The sequence below is a fragment of the Streptomyces sp. NPDC060194 genome (assembly GCF_042728285.1).
GTDB lineage: Bacteria > Actinomycetota > Actinomycetes > Streptomycetales > Streptomycetaceae > Streptomyces.
In genome coordinates this window covers 51,628-65,581 of record NZ_JBHWZH010000015.1, presented here as the reverse complement: position 1 = coordinate 65,581, position 13,954 = coordinate 51,628, and the positions used below count along the sequence as shown (strand labels likewise).

The 13,954-nt window shown below is 75.3% G+C and carries 10 protein-coding genes; 8 read left to right on the top strand and 2 right to left on the bottom strand.

The window, feature by feature from the left end; all coding sequences use genetic code 11:
- Nucleotides 1-167 precede the first annotated feature (167 nt).
- On the top strand, nucleotides 168-2,330 hold the full coding sequence (glgX, locus tag ACFWEG_RS05505; RefSeq protein WP_387209492.1) for a glycogen debranching protein GlgX: 2,163 nt from the start codon (nucleotides 168-170) through the stop codon (nucleotides 2,328-2,330).
- A gap of 69 nt (nucleotides 2,331-2,399) precedes the next feature.
- Here the strand turns inward: glgX and ACFWEG_RS05500 are convergent, their stop codons facing one another.
- Nucleotides 2,400-2,963: a DUF4383 domain-containing protein gene (locus ACFWEG_RS05500; protein ID WP_387209490.1), complete on the bottom strand. Its 564-nt coding sequence runs from the start codon at nucleotides 2,961-2,963 to the stop codon at nucleotides 2,400-2,402.
- 188 nt (nucleotides 2,964-3,151) lie between these two features.
- Here ACFWEG_RS05500 and ACFWEG_RS05495 point away from each other — a divergent pair, with 188 nt between their 5' ends.
- The 5 genes from ACFWEG_RS05495 to ACFWEG_RS05475 all read left to right on the top strand — a co-directional run bounded on the left by ACFWEG_RS05495 (nucleotide 3,152) and on the right by ACFWEG_RS05475 (nucleotide 10,748).
- Nucleotides 3,152-3,772 (top strand): L-threonylcarbamoyladenylate synthase, encoded by a 621-nt coding sequence (locus ACFWEG_RS05495; RefSeq protein WP_387209488.1) that lies wholly within the window; start codon nucleotides 3,152-3,154, stop codon nucleotides 3,770-3,772.
- Between the two features lie 198 nt (nucleotides 3,773-3,970).
- On the top strand, nucleotides 3,971-6,742 hold the full coding sequence (gene lanKC / locus ACFWEG_RS05490; protein ID WP_387209486.1) for a class III lanthionine synthetase LanKC: 2,772 nt from the start codon (nucleotides 3,971-3,973) through the stop codon (nucleotides 6,740-6,742).
- A 71-nt stretch (nucleotides 6,743-6,813) separates the two neighbouring features.
- Nucleotides 6,814-6,945 (top strand): SapB/AmfS family lanthipeptide, encoded by a 132-nt coding sequence (locus ACFWEG_RS05485; RefSeq protein WP_387209484.1) that lies wholly within the window; start codon nucleotides 6,814-6,816, stop codon nucleotides 6,943-6,945.
- A 141-nt stretch (nucleotides 6,946-7,086) separates the two neighbouring features.
- Nucleotides 7,087-8,835: an ATP-binding cassette domain-containing protein gene (locus tag ACFWEG_RS05480; protein ID WP_387209481.1), complete on the top strand. Its 1,749-nt coding sequence runs from the start codon at nucleotides 7,087-7,089 to the stop codon at nucleotides 8,833-8,835.
- On the top strand, nucleotides 8,832-10,748 hold the full coding sequence (locus tag ACFWEG_RS05475) for an ATP-binding cassette domain-containing protein (RefSeq protein WP_387209479.1): 1,917 nt from the start codon (nucleotides 8,832-8,834) through the stop codon (nucleotides 10,746-10,748). Before ACFWEG_RS05480 ends, ACFWEG_RS05475 begins: the two co-directional genes overlap by 4 nt.
- Here the strand turns inward: ACFWEG_RS05475 and ACFWEG_RS05470 are convergent.
- Entirely contained in the window at nucleotides 10,743-11,345 is a 603-nt protein-coding gene (locus ACFWEG_RS05470) for a LuxR C-terminal-related transcriptional regulator (RefSeq protein WP_387209477.1), read from the bottom strand. The genes ACFWEG_RS05475 and ACFWEG_RS05470 overlap by 6 nt on opposite strands.
- Before the next feature lie 202 nt (nucleotides 11,346-11,547).
- On the opposite strand from ACFWEG_RS05470, the gene ACFWEG_RS05465 reads away from it, so the two are divergent.
- Both ACFWEG_RS05465 and pgm read left to right on the top strand, forming a co-directional pair.
- Complete coding sequence (locus tag ACFWEG_RS05465; RefSeq protein ID WP_387209475.1) at nucleotides 11,548-12,057, top strand: DUF664 domain-containing protein; 510 nt, start codon at nucleotides 11,548-11,550, stop codon at nucleotides 12,055-12,057.
- A gap of 123 nt (nucleotides 12,058-12,180) precedes the next feature.
- Entirely contained in the window at nucleotides 12,181-13,827 is a 1,647-nt protein-coding gene (pgm, locus tag ACFWEG_RS05460; RefSeq protein ID WP_387209473.1) for a phosphoglucomutase (alpha-D-glucose-1,6-bisphosphate-dependent), read from the top strand.
- Nucleotides 13,828-13,954: the final 127 nt, after the last annotated feature.

The window sequence follows — 13,954 nt, the reverse complement described above, 5'->3', positions numbered from 1 at the left end:
GGCCGCGGACTGCTTCGGCAGCCGCGGCCCGGTCGTCGTCCGTGCGGGCCCGCGCGGGCACGTGCGGACGGACCGGGAGCGGCGACCCCGGGCGGACCCCACGCGACACGCGCGCCGCAGTGGGCACGTTGACCACCTGGGCCCCGGGCCGTCCGTACGGTGACCGAATGGACAAATGGACCGGACGCCCCTTCCCCCTCGGTGCCACCTTCGACGGCAAGGGCACCAACTTCGCGCTGTTCACCGAGGTCGCCGACCGCGTCGAACTCGTGCTGCTCGACGACGACGGCGGCGAGGAGACCGTCGCCCTCACCGAGGTCGACGGCTTCGTCTGGCACTGCTACCTGCCGGGCGTCGGCCCCGGCCGGCGCTACGGCTACCGGGTGCACGGCCCCTGGGACCCCGCCGCCGGCCACCGCTGCAACCCGGCGAAGCTGCTGCTCGACCCGTACGCCCTGGCCGTCGACGGCCAGATCGACAACGACGCCTCGCTGTTCGAGCGGGCCGGCGACGGCCCCGACCCGGCCGACAGCTCCGGGCACACCATGCTCGCCGTCGTCGTCGACCCCGCCTTCGACTGGGGCGACGACCGGCCGCCGCGCCACCCCTACGCGGACACCGTCGTCTACGAGGCGCACGTGCGGGGGCTGACCCGCACCCACCCGGACGTGCCCGAGGAACTGCGCGGCACGTACGCCGGGATGGCCCACCCCGCGGTGGTCGAGCACCTGACCTCGCTCGGCGTGACCGCCGTCGAGCTGATGCCGGTGCACCAGTTCGTGCAGGACGGCTTCCTGCGCGACCGGGGCCTGTCGAACTACTGGGGCTACAACAGCATCGGCTTCTTCGCCCCGCACAACGCCTACGCCGCCGGCGGCACCCGCGGCGAGCAGGTCACCGAGTTCAAGGCCATGGTCAAGGCGCTCCACGCGGCCGGCCTCGAAGTGATCCTCGACGTGGTCTACAACCACACCGCCGAGGGCAACGAGAACGGCCCCACGCTGTCGTTCCGCGGCATCGACAACGCCTCGTACTACCGGCTCAACGAGGACGACCCGCGGTACTACTACGACACCACCGGCACCGGGAACAGCCTGCTGATGCGGCACCCGAACGTGCTCCAGCTGATCATGGACTCGCTGCGGTACTGGGTCACCGAGATGCACGTCGACGGCTTCCGCTTCGACCTCGCGGCCACCCTCGCCCGGCAGTTCCACGAGGTGGACCGGCTCTCGGCGTTCTTCGACCTGATCCAGCAGGACCCGGTCGTCGGCCGGGTCAAGCTGATCGCGGAGCCGTGGGACATCGGCGACGGCGGCTACCAGGTCGGCAACTTCCCGCCGCTGTGGTCGGAGTGGAACGGCAAGTACCGCGACTGCGTGCGGGACTTCTGGCGGGCCGGCGAGGGCACCCTCGCGGAGTTCGCGTCCCGGCTGACCGGGTCCTCCGACCTCTACCAGCACGAGCGGCGGCGCCCGCGGGCCAGCATCAACTTCGTCACCGCCCACGACGGGTTCACGCTCCGCGACCTCGTCTCGTACAACGACAAGCACAACGACGCCAACGGCGAGGACGGCAAGGACGGCGAGAGCCACAACCGGTCCTGGAACTGCGGGGCGGAGGGCCCGACGCGCGACGAGGGCGTCCTGGAGCTGCGCGGCCGCCAGCAGCGCAACTTCCTCACCACGCTGATGCTGTCCCAGGGCATCCCGATGCTCGCCCACGGCGACGAGCTGGGCCGCACGCAGGGCGGCAACAACAACGTCTACTGCCAGGACAACGCGACCGCATGGATGGACTGGGACCTCGACGAGGACCAGCGCGCCCTGCTCGCGTTCACCCGGCGGGCCATCGCCCTGCGCTCCGCGCACCCGGTGCTGCGCCGCCGCCGCTTCTTCCGCGGCGACACCGTCACCCACGCGGACCAGCCGGTGCCCGACCTGGTGTGGCTGCGGCCGGACGCCGCCGAGATGACCGAGGGCGACTGGCGGCGCGGCGACGTCCACACCGTCGGCGTCTTCCTCAACGGGGACGCCATCACCGAGCCCGACCGGCACGGCGGGACGGTCGTCGACGACTCGTTCCTGGTGCTCCTGAACAGCTACTGGGAGCCGGTCACCTTCCGGCTCCCGGACGCGGCGTTCGGCGAGCGCTGGACCGTCCGCATCGACACCGCCGATCCCCTCGGCGAGCCGGACGAGTCCGAGCGCAAGGCCGGCACCGACGTCGTGGTGGAGGCCCGCAGCCTGCTGGTGATGTCCCGCGCGCCGCGCACCCGCCCGGTGGCGGCGGCGGAGCGCGACGAGCAGCTCGACGAGCTGACGGGCTGAGGCCCGCACGCACCGGTGCCGGTGCTCTTGGGGAGCACCGGCACCGGTGTCGTGGTCGGACGGGCGGGGTCAGGCGGGGCGGTGGCGGGGCCCTGAGCCCTTCGGCAGGGCCGTGGAGCCGCGGGAGCCGCCCTCGAGGGCGGCACGCCGGGAAGCCAGACGCTCCCGGGCCGCCTCGCGCGGGTGGCGGCGGACCCAGTACGGGTTGTCGTGGGACAGCTTGCTGCTGACCCGGCCGTACATACCGAAGGTGAGGATCACCAGGCCCATCAGGAAGCTGAAGTAGACGTTGGTGACGCCGAAGTCGAACGGGTTGGGTCCCCGGCCGATCGCGAAGATGTGGTAGAAGCCGCTGAGCAGGAACAGCGTCCCGACCGCCATGTTCAGCGTCGAGGCGAAGTTGCCGCCGACGAAGGCTCCCACGATCAGCGCGACGCCGAAGACCACGGAGATGATGCTGAGCGCCAGGTTGCTGGACATCCCCGCCACCTCGGCGTCGGTGTCGAACGACGTCAGACCGTCGGCGAAGCCGAGGCCGGCGAACACCAGCAGGACGATGCCGCAGAAGCCGGAGCCGTAGCGGTACACCGTGGCCAGCTTGTGGTCGACGGGGAATTCGTCCTTGAGTTTCATGCAGGGCTCTCCGTTCCGGGGCCGACCGGGGGTCGGGAGTCGTCTCGGACCCAATGTCCCCCGGATCACCGTGGGCCGCATCCGGGGCGATGCGGAATGACTGCCCCCGTATACACCCCCTGACACCCGAACGGGGCAACCGACCCGAAACCGGACGGCGGGGTGTGCGGTGACCCTAGACTCGCCGGATGGCCAAGTACTACGACGTGCACCCTGACAACCCCCAGCGGCGGACCATCAGCTCCGTGGCCGAGACGATCCGGTCGGGCGGGCTCGTCGCCTATCCGACCGACTCCTGCTACGCCCTGGGGTGCCAGCTCGGCAGCCGGGACGGCCTCGCGCGCATCCGCACGATCCGGCGGCTCGACGACGGGCACCACTTCACGCTCGTGTGCCAGAACTTCGCCCAGCTGGGCCAGTTCGTCCACATCGACAACGACGTCTTCCGCGCGATCAAGGCGGCGACCCCGGGCAGCTACACGTTCATCCTGCCGGCCACCAAGGAGGTGCCCCGCCAGCTCCTGCACCCGAAGAAGAAGACCGTCGGGGTGCGCATCCCGGACCACACCGTGACGCAGGCGCTCCTGGCCGAGCTGGGCGAGCCGCTGCTCTCCAGCACCCTGCTCCTGCCCGACGAGGAGGAGCCGATGACCCAGGGCTGGGAGATCAAGGAGCGGCTCGACCACCAGGTGGACGCGGTCGTCGACTCGGGCGACTGCGGCACCGAGCCCACCACCGTCATCGACTTCTCCGACGGGGAGGCCGAGATCATCCGCTACGGGGCGGGCGACGCGAAGAACTTCGAGTAGCCCTCCACCGCCTCCCCCTGCCCGGCGGTGGTGTGCGTTCCGCATGCCGACGACGTGACGGGCCGCATGCCCGAGACGTGACGTTTCGGACTGTCGGCGCCCTCCCGCCGCGTGGGAGCGTCTGCGGGACGGATCGGGAGGGCGCGCCGACGACGGCCCCCTCCCGGACGGACACGCCGACCGGGAGGGGAGGGGCCGATGAACCCCGAGTACGCCCTGTACTGCGACGCGGACCCGTACTTCTACGACGCGCCCCGCCGCGTCCCCTCGGCGGACGGCGCCCGCGGCGCCCTCTTCGCGGCGGCCCGGCGGCCCGCCCCCGAGGGCTGGGAGCGGGTGCGCCGCGGCGACTGGGTGGCCTGCACCCCGAGGGGCGCGCGACTTCCCGCGCAGGGCTGGAAGATCCACGTCTCGGCGGCGACGGACAACGCGGCCGCGGTACTCGAACGGGTCGCCGACTACTGCCTCGGGCACGGCGTCCCGTTCAAGTTCGTCCCCAGCCCGTACCTGCTCCTGACCCGGAACACGAAGTACGCCGACCGGGCGGGCAGCGGCAAGTTCGTGACGGTGTACCCCGCGGACGACGCCGCGTGCGGGACCGTGGCCGCCGACCTCGACCGGCTGCTCGCCGGGGAGCACGGCCCGTACGTCCTGAGCGACCTGCGCTGGGGCGACGGACCCGTGTACGTGCGCTACGGCGCGTTCGCGCAGCGCTTCTGCCACGCGGCCGACGGCGCGCTCGTGCCGGCGGTGGAGAGCGCCGAGGGCACGCTGGTGCCGGACCTGCGGGGGCCGAGCTTCCGGGTCCCGGACTGGGTCGAGCCCCCGGCGTTCCTCGCCCCGCACCTGGCCGCCCGGGCCGGGCAGAGCACGGAGGACCTGCCGTACACGGTGGAGCGGGCGCTGCACTTCTCCAACGGCGGCGGCGTCTACGAGGGCCGGGACAAGCGCACCGGGGAGCGGGTGGTGCTCAAGGAGGCCCGGCCGTACGCCGGTCTCGCGGCCGACGGCGCCGACGCGGTGGCCAGGCTCGCCCGCGAGCAGCACGCCCTGGAGCGGCTCTCGGGTCTGGCCTGCGTGCCGCGATTCCGCGACTCCTTCACCGTCGGCGACCACCGGTTCCTGGTGATGGAGCACATCGAGGGAACCACCCTCAACACCGTCTTCGCCCGCCGGTTCCCGCTCTCCGCGCACGAGCCGGACGCGGCCCTGCTCGCCGAGCACGCCGCGTGGGCGCTGCGGACGCACGACCTCGTCGCCCGGGCCGTCGCGCAGGTGCACGCCCGGGGGATGGTCTTCAGCGACCTCCACATGAGCAACGTGATGGTGGCGCCCGACGGGGAGTCCGTCACCCTGCTCGACTTCGAGGCGGCGACGACGGCGGCCTCCGAGAGCCGACAGGTGGTGGCCAACCCGGCCTTCGTCGCCCCCGCGGACCGGCGCGGCACCGCCATCGACCGGTACGCGCTCGCCTGCCTGCGCCTCGCCCTGTTCGTGCCGCTGACCACGCTGCTCCCGCTCGACCGTGAGAAGGCCCGGCACCTGGCGGACCTCGCCGCCGAGCGCTACCCGGTGGACCGCGCCCTGTTCGACGCGGCGGTGGCGGAGATCGGCCGGGGGGCCGGGCCGGCGGGGGAGGCGAGCACGGTCGGGTCCCCGGTCCCGGCGCCGCGGCGGGTGACGGCCCGTGCGGCGTCCGGTGCGGCCCCCGGTGAGGCGGCGGGGCGCGACGGGGGCTACCTGCCCACCCGGCCCGGCGACTGGCCGGCCGCGCGCGACTCGATGGTGCGGGCGCTGCACGCGTCCGCGACGCCGGACCGCGACGACCGCTTCTTCCCCGGCGACATCGCCCAGTTCGCCTCCCCCTGCGGCGGGCAGTCCTTCGGCTACGGCGCCGCCGGGGTGCTCTACGCGCTGGCCGGCGCGGGCAGCCGCCGCCAGGACGCCGAGGAATGGCTGCTCACCCGCAGCGCCGCCCCGGCCTCCGGCACCCCGTCGGGTTTCTACGACGGGCTGGCCGGCATCGCCTGGACCCTCGACCGGCTCGGCCACCGGGACGACGCCCTGCGGCTCGCGCACCTCGTCGCCGAACAGCCGCTGGAGGGCCTGGGGACGGGCCTGCACTCCGGCCTCGCCGGCGTCGGCCTCGCCCTGGACGACCTGGCGGCCTCCACCGGCGACACCTCGCTCCACCGGACGGCCCTGCGCTGTGCGGAACTGGCGGCCCGCCCCCTGGCCGCGGCGGCCGGCCGGCGGGAGCGGGCGGGGCTGCTGCACGGCGCCTCGGGCACGGCCCTGCTCTTCGTCCGGCTGTACGAGCGCCTCGGCGACCCCGGTCTGCTCGACGTCGCCGCGGTGGCGCTCCGGCGCGACCTGGCCCGGTGCGTCACCGATCCGCGCGGCGCCCTCCTCGTCGACGAGGGCCGGCGGACGATGCCGTACCTCGGCGGCGGCAGCACCGGCATCGGCGCGGTGCTCGACGACTACCTGGCCCACCGCGCGGACGACGCGTTCGAGGAGGCGCGCTCGGCGATCCTCGGGGCCGCCCTGTCGTCCTTCTACATCCAGCCCGGCCTCTTCCGCGGCGTCGCCGGTCTCGTCCTGCACCTCGCCAGGACCACCGCGCTCCGCGACGAGCGGGTCCGCCGGGACGCGCTGCGGCGGCAGGTGGCCCTGCTGGGCTGGCACGCGGTTCCGTGGCGCGGCGAACTCGCCTTTCCGGGCGAGCAGTTGTCCCGGCTCTCCATGGACCTGTCGACCGGGACCGCCGGCTGCCTGCTCGCGCTCGGCGGCCTCGCCGAGCGCACGGACCCGACCGCGGCGCCGACCGCGCCCACGACCGCACCCCCGGACACGGCCACCGACGGCGTCCCCCGCCATCTGCCGTTCCTCCCGCCGCCGAAGCGGCCCCCAGAGCCGGTCCCAAGCCAGGGACCGAGAACCAGCACGACCGCACCAGTCACCTCATGAGGCTCGACCGCACGTGATCATCCCCGCACAGGGCACCCCTGTGATCCGCTCCGAGAAGGGAACGAACGAACATGGCTCTCATGGACCTGCAGGCGATGGAGACCCCCGCCGAGGAAGCCGTCGGCGACCTCGCCACCGGCAGCCAGGTGTCGCTGCTCATCTGCGAGTTCAGCTCGCTGAGCGTCACCCTCTGCACCCCGTAACGGGTCCCGTGGCACCGTTCCGCGCGCCTGATCCCGGAGCGCGGACGTCACTTCGCGGCTGAGCCGCAGCACCTGGTCCCGGGCGGACGCCTCCGCTCGGGACCAGTCGCGTCCGCACCCGTTCCCGTCCAGGAGGCCCATGTGGGGACCACCACCGAGCCGGTCGCCCCCGGCCGGCTGCTGCGCGGGGCCGGCCGGCACGTCGCCGGGCGGGCCGGGATCGTGCTCCTGTGCTCCACGGCGGCCGCCGGGGCCGCCCTCGCGACGCCCGCGGTCCTGGCCGGCGCCGTCGACGCGGTGCTCGCCGCGGACCCGGCCGCGGGGCGCTGGACCGCGCTGTGCGCGGCACTCGTCGTCGCCGAGGTCGCCCTGGATGCCTGTGCGGCCCGGGTGGGCGGGACGGGCACCGCGCGGGCGTCGGCCTGGCTGCGGCGGCGGGCCGTGCGGGGGGTGCTGCGCACCGCGCCGCACCGCGCAGCCGCCTTCCCGGCGGGCGACCTCGCCACCCGGCTCACGGCGAACGCGGCGGAGGCGGGGGTCGCACCGGTCACGGCCGCCACCGCGCTCGCCGCGCTGGTCCCGCCCGTGGGGGGCCTGGCGGCCCTCTTCGTGATCGACCCGTGGGCGGGGCTCGCCTTCCTCGCCGGGGTGCCGCTGCTGCTGCTCCTGCTGCGCGCCTTCGTCCGAGGCGCGGCCGCGAGCGGCTCCGCGTACCAGCGGGTGCAGGCCCGGATCGCGGGGCGGCTCGCCGAGGCGCTGGGCGGGGCCCGCACGATCGCGGCGGCGCACTCCGGCGAGCGGGAGTACCGGCGGGTCCTCGCCCCGCTGCCGGAGCTCGGCGCGCACGGGCGCGCCAACTGGCGGGTGTACGGGCGGGCGGCGGCCGGCGGGAGCGTCCTGCTGCCGCTGCTGACCACGCTGGTGCTCGCGGTGGGCGGCCTCGGACTGGCCGCCGGGCGGGTCGGCGTCGGCGAACTCCTCGCGCTGGCGCGGTACGCCACGCTCGCCGCGGGCGTCGGCCTGGTGACCGGCGCGCTCAACACGCTCGTGCGCGGCCGGACGGCCGCGGCACGGGTCGCCGCCGTGGCGGCCCTGCCCGGCCTCGCCCACGGCACGCGGTCGCTGCCGCCGGACGGGACGGGCACGCTGGAGCTGCGGGGGGTGGGCGTCGTGCACGACGGACGGACCGTGCTCGACGGCATCGACCTGACGCTGCCGGGCGGCACCACGACGGCCGTCGTGGGGGCGTCCGGGGCGGGCAAGTCGCTGCTCGCCGCGGTGGCGGGGCGGCTGCGCGATCCCGACCGGGGGGTGGTCCTCCTCGACGGTGTGCCGCTGACGGAGATCGGCCGCGCGGAGCTGCGCGAAGCCGTCTCGTTCGCGTTCGAACGCCCCGCGCTCGTCGGCTCCACGATCGCCGACGTCATCGCCCCGGGCCCGCGGCGACCCGACCGGGCGGCGCTCACCGCGGCCGCCCGGGCGGCCGGCGCCGACCGCTTCGCCACGCTGCTCCCGCAGGGCTACGACACCCCGACCGCCGAGGCGCCGCTGTCCGGCGGGGAGCGCCAACGCCTGGGGCTCGCACGGGCGTTCGCGCACGGCGGGCGTCTGATGGTCCTCGACGACGCGACGTCCAGCCTGGACACCGTCACCGAGCGCGAGGTGGACCGGGCGCTGGTCGCCGACGTCGCTCCGGGCACCCGGCTGATCGTCGCCCACCGCCCGTCCTCGGCGGCCCGCGCGGACGCGGTCGTCTGGCTGGAGGAGGGGCGGGTACGCGGCCGGGGGGACCACCGGCGGCTGTGGGAGGACCCCGACTACCGGGCCGTCTTCGCCGTCCCGCGCGACGCGGGAGCGCACGGCCGCCGGGATCCGGGGGCGGTCGGATGAGGCAGCCGGAGCAGGCCGCCCCCGACACCGCGCCCGAGCGGTCCCTCCCGTCGTCCGCCGGATCCGCGGCGGGGCCGCCGGGCGAGCGGGGGGCCGTGCGGCGGCTCGCCCGGCACGGCCGCCGCTTCCTGCGGGCCCGGCGGCGGGCCGTCGGCGCGCTGGCCCTGTGGTCCGCGCTCGAGGCGGCGCAGACGTTCCTCGGCGGGTACGCCGTCGCGCGCGCGCTCGACGACGGCTTCCTCGCCGGCAGCCCCGGCACCGGGTTGCTGTGGCTGGCCGCGGCCGCCGCCGCGACCCTGCTCGGGAGGCTCGTCGTACGCGGGGTGTTCGCCGCGCTGGCCGACCTGGTGGAACCGCTGCGGGACGGGCTGGTGCGCCGGACCGTGCGCCGTGCGCTGACCGCCGCGCTCGCCGACCCGGCCCGGGCCGGTGACACGGCCGCGGTCTCGCGGCTGACCGGGCAGACGGAGATCGCCCGGGACGGCTTCGCGGGCCTCGTGCTGACCCTGCGCTCGTTCGCCGCCACCGCCGTGGGCGCGCTGGCGGGGCTGGGCGCGCTGGCTCCGGAACTCCTGCCGTTCGTGCTGCTGCCCCTGGTCACCGGCCTGCTGCTGTTCCTGGCCACCCTGCGGCCGATGGCGGCGTGCCAGCGACGCTGCCTGGACGCCGACGAGGCGCTCGCCGCGGAGGCGGGGCGGCTGGCCGAGGGGCTGCGCGACCTCGTGGCCTGCGGGGCGGTCGACCGCGCCGAGCGCGGCGCGGGCGCGCTCATCACCGCGCAGGCGGACGCCGGGACGGCGCTCGCGCGCTGGGCGGCGGTACGGACGGCGGCGCTGGGCGTGGCGGCGCACCTGCCGGTGCTCTCGGTGCTGCTGGGCGCGCCGTGGCTGCTGCGGCAGGGCCTCACGGCGGGGGCGCTGGTGGGTGCGCTCACCTACCTCACGCAGGCGATGCTGCCGGCCGTGAGCGCGCTCCTGGCGGCGCTGGGCAGCGCGGGCACCCGGCTGGTGGTGGTCCTCGACCGGCTCATGGGCCCGGACGAGACGGGCCCGGACGCGACGCGTCCGGACGAGCGGGGGCGGGACGCGACGGGTCCGGACGAGCGGGGGCACGGCAAGGCGCGCCCGTTCGCGTTGCCGCACGCGGCCCCCTCCCCTACCCCGGCCGCGTCGCCCGCACCGACCGCCGCCCCGCCCGCCTACGACGTCGAACTCCGCGGCGTCACCTTCGGCTACGGCCCGCGGCCGGTGGTCGAGGCATGCGACTTCCGGCTGGCGGAGGGCGAGCACCTGGCGGTCGTGGGGCCGAGCGGTGTCGGCAAGTCGACCTTCGCCGGGCTCCTCGCGGGTCTGCTCGCACCCCGGTCCGGCGAGGTGCGCCTGGGCGGGCGGCCCCTCACCGCGACCGATGCGTCCGCGGCGGCCCGGACCAGGGTGCTCGTCCCCCAGGAGGCGTACGTGTTCGGCGGCACCCTCCGCGAGAACCTGACGTACCTGGCCCCGGCGGCGTCGCCGGAAGCGGTGTCCGGTGTGGTGGAGGCGATGGGGCTCCACCGGCTCGTCGACCGGCTGGGCGGCCTGGACGCCGAGCTCGCGCCGCCCGCCCTCTCACCGGCCGAGCGGCAGCTGATCGCCGTGGGCCGCGCCTGCCTCTCCCCCGCGCCGCTGCTGATCCTGGACGAGGCCACCTGCCATCTCGACCCCGAGGCGGAACGGCGGGCGGAGCTCACGCTCGCCCGGCGGCCCGGCTCGCTCGTCGTCGTGGCCCACCGGCTCGGTTCGGCGCGCCGGGCCGGGCGGGTGCTGGTCATGGACGGCGTCCGGCCGGTGCACGGCACCCACGCCGAACTGCTGGCGACGTCCCCCCTCTACCGCGACCTGGCCGGGGTGTGGGAGGGCGACGAAGGCTCATAACCAGCCGAGCCGCTGGGACTTGCGTATCGCGTCCATCCGGTTGCGGGCGCCCATCTTGCGGGTGGCCGCGGCGAGGTAGTTGCGCACCGTGCCCGTCGACAGGCACAGCCGGCGCGCGATGTCGGCTGCGGTGCCGCCCTCGGCGGCGAGGGAGAGGACGGTCAACTCCCTCGTCGACAGCGGCATCTCGCTCGCCCGCAGGAAGTCGGCGGCCAGGCTGGTGTCCACGAAGCGCCGCCCCTGGGCGGCCTGGTGGATCGCCTCGATCAGGGTCGGGACGGGGGCCCCGCGGTTGACGTAGCCGAGCGCGCCGGCGCGGAAGGCCCGCAGGAGCATCCCGGGCCGGTCCTCGGAGGCGAGCACGATCAGCGCCGCGCCCCTGCCCGCCGCGACGCCGCCCCGTGAGAGGGTCTCCAGCGCGTCCGCCGTGTCGGGACACTCGCAGTCGAGGACCCAGACGTCGGGCGGCTCGGGCGCCGGGGCCCCGCGCCGGTGATCCTGGGCGGGCAGTACCTCCAGCGTCCCGTGCGTCCTCAGCAGGGCCTCCAGAGCCGATCGCAGCAGGTCGGCGCTGTGCAGGACGAGCACGCGTGTCATGCCCCGTGTTCCCCTCGCTCGGATGCGCCCGGACGCAGAGTGATCGGACGACCTCACCGGGTGGCCGCACCGAGAGAAGTGCCCCTGCGGGGCCGCCTGGAACGTCGCTTCCGCGCCGAAAGCCGACGATCGATACCGGCGATACGCGGCGGTTCGCGGGCCGCCGCGTGTGAGATCCGGGCCCGCATGGAAGCAGAAGTGCATGCACTCCACCGAACTGCTACTCGACGCCTACGACCGCATCCGCGAGTCGGTGCACGCCGCCGTCGCCGACCTCTCCGCGGACGACCTCGCCACCCGCCCCGCCCCGGACGCCAACTCCGTCGGCTGGCTCGTCTGGCACCTCACCCGCGTGCAGGACGACCACGTCGCGGACGTGGCCGGCACCGAGCAGGTGTGGTCCGGGCAGGGCTGGGCCGACCGCTTCGGCCTCGACCTGCCCGTAGGCGACACGGGCTACGGCCACGACAGCGACCAGGTCGCGAAGGTCCGGGTCGGCTCCCCCGAGCTGCTCACCGGCTACTACGAAGCCGTGCACGAGCGGACGCTCGGCTATCTGCGCGGTCTGGAGGCGGGCGACCTGGACGAGGTAGTCGACGAGAACTGGGACCCGCCGGTCACCCTCGGCGCCCGGCTCGTCAGCGTCCTCGCCGACGACCTCCAGCACGCCGGGCAGGCGGCGTACGCGCGGGGCCTGCTGCGGCGCTCCTGACGGACCGTGGGCGGGGTGGCCCGGCCCCGGGCTGACTAGGATGGCGGGCACGAGACCAGCACGTCAGCGGGCGTCCCGTACCGGGGCCGCCCGCCGGGACCAGCCACGACCGAGGAGAATCCGATGGTGCACGAGCGGGCCGGACAACTGGCGCAGCCCGGCGATCTGGTGGACGTGTCCCGCCTGGTGACGGCCTACTACGCGCTCCACCCGGACCTGTCCGAGCCCGCCCAGCGGGTCGCCTTCGGCACCTCGGGCCACCGGGGCTCGGCGCTGGTCGGCGCGTTCAACGAGGACCACATCGCGGCCACCACGCAGGCGATCGTCGACTACCGCGCGATGCAGGGCACCGACGGGCCGCTGTTCCTCGGCGCCGACACCCACGCCCTGTCGGAGCCGGCCCGGGTCACCGCGGTCGAGGTCCTCGCGGCGAACGGCGTCCGCGTGCTGATCGACTCGGCGGACGGCTACACGCCCACCCCGGCCGTCTCGCACGCGATCCTGACGTACAACCAGGACCGCACCTCCGGGCTCGCGGACGGCATCGTCGTCACCCCCTCGCACAACCCGCCGGCGGACGGCGGGTTCAAGTACAACCCGCCGAACGGCGGTCCGGCGGACTCCTCCGCCACCTCCTGGATCCAGGACCGGGCGAACGCGCTGATCGAGGGCGGCCTGAAGGAGGTCCGCCGGATCCCCTACACCCGCGCGCTGGCCGCCGACACCACCGGGCGGTACGACTTCCTGACGGCGTACGTCGACGACCTGCCGTCGGTCCTGAACCTGGAGGCGGTGCGGGACGCGGGCCTGCGGATCGGCGCGGACCCGCTCGGCGGGGCGTCGGTCGCGTACTGGGGGCGGATCGCTGAGACGCACCGCCTGGACCTCACCGTGGTCAACCCGCTCGCCGACCCGACCTGGCGCTTCATGACGCTGGACTGGGACGGGAAGATCCGCATGGACTGCTCGTCGCCGCACGCGATGGCCTCGCTGATCGAGCGGCGCGACGCGTACGCGATCGCCACCGGGAACGACGCGGACGCCGACCGGCACGGGATCGTGACGCCGGACGGCGGGCTGATGAACCCCAACCACTACCTGGCGGTGGCGATCCGGTACCTCTTCGCGCACCGCGAGGGCTGGCCGGCCGGGACGGGGATCGGGAAGACGCTGGTGTCGTCCTCGATGATCGACCGGGTCGCCGGGGACCTCGGGCGGCCGCTGGTCGAGGTGCCGGTGGGCTTCAAGTGGTTCGTGGACGGCCTGTTCGACGGCAGCCTCGGCTTCGGCGGCGAGGAGTCGGCCGGGGCGTCGTTCCTGCGCCGCGACGGCCGGGTGTGGACCACCGACAAGGACGGCATCCTGCTGGCGCTGCTCGCCTCCGAGATCACCGCGGTGACGGGCTCCACCCCGTCGCAGCACTACGCGGAGCTGACCGGCCGGTTCGGGGCCCCCGCGTACGCCCGGGTGGACGCGCCCGCGAGCCGCGAGGAGAAGGCGGTGCTCGCGAAGCTCTCCCCCGAGCAGGTCACTACCGACTCCCTCGCCGGGGAGCGGATCACCGCGGTGCTCACCGAGGCGCCGGGCAACGGGGCGGCCATCGGCGGCCTGAAGGTCTGCACGGACAGCGCGTGGTTCGCCGCGCGGCCGTCGGGCACCGAGGACGTCTACAAGGTGTACGCGGAGAGCTTCCAGGGGCCCGAGCACCTGGCGAAGGTGCAGGACGAGGCGAAGGCCCTGGTGTCGACGGTCCTGAGCAGCGCGAGCTGACGGTCCGCCGGCCGGGGGGGTGGACGGCCGGGGGCGGGCGGGGGCCGGTGCGCGGGACCGATGCGCTCCCGCCGGCCGCCCGCCGCCCGCCGCCCGCCGCCCGCCGCCCGCCGCCCGCCGCCCGCCG

Coding starts and splice junctions, on each gene's coding strand:
- pgm (WP_387209473.1), top strand. CDS start 12,181: ATGGTGCACGAGCGGGCCGGACAACTGGCGCAGCCCGGCGATCTGGTG.
- ACFWEG_RS05465 (WP_387209475.1), top strand. CDS start 11,548: ATGCACTCCACCGAACTGCTACTCGACGCCTACGACCGCATCCGCGAG.
- ACFWEG_RS05500 (WP_387209490.1), bottom strand. CDS start 2,963: ATGAAACTCAAGGACGAATTCCCCGTCGACCACAAGCTGGCCACGGTG.
- ACFWEG_RS05495 (WP_387209488.1), top strand. CDS start 3,152: ATGGCCAAGTACTACGACGTGCACCCTGACAACCCCCAGCGGCGGACC.
- ACFWEG_RS05485 (WP_387209484.1), top strand. CDS start 6,814: ATGGCTCTCATGGACCTGCAGGCGATGGAGACCCCCGCCGAGGAAGCC.
- glgX (WP_387209492.1), top strand. CDS start 168: ATGGACAAATGGACCGGACGCCCCTTCCCCCTCGGTGCCACCTTCGAC.
- ACFWEG_RS05470 (WP_387209477.1), bottom strand. CDS start 11,345: ATGACACGCGTGCTCGTCCTGCACAGCGCCGACCTGCTGCGATCGGCT.
- lanKC (WP_387209486.1), top strand. CDS start 3,971: ATGAACCCCGAGTACGCCCTGTACTGCGACGCGGACCCGTACTTCTAC.
- ACFWEG_RS05475 (WP_387209479.1), top strand. CDS start 8,832: ATGAGGCAGCCGGAGCAGGCCGCCCCCGACACCGCGCCCGAGCGGTCC.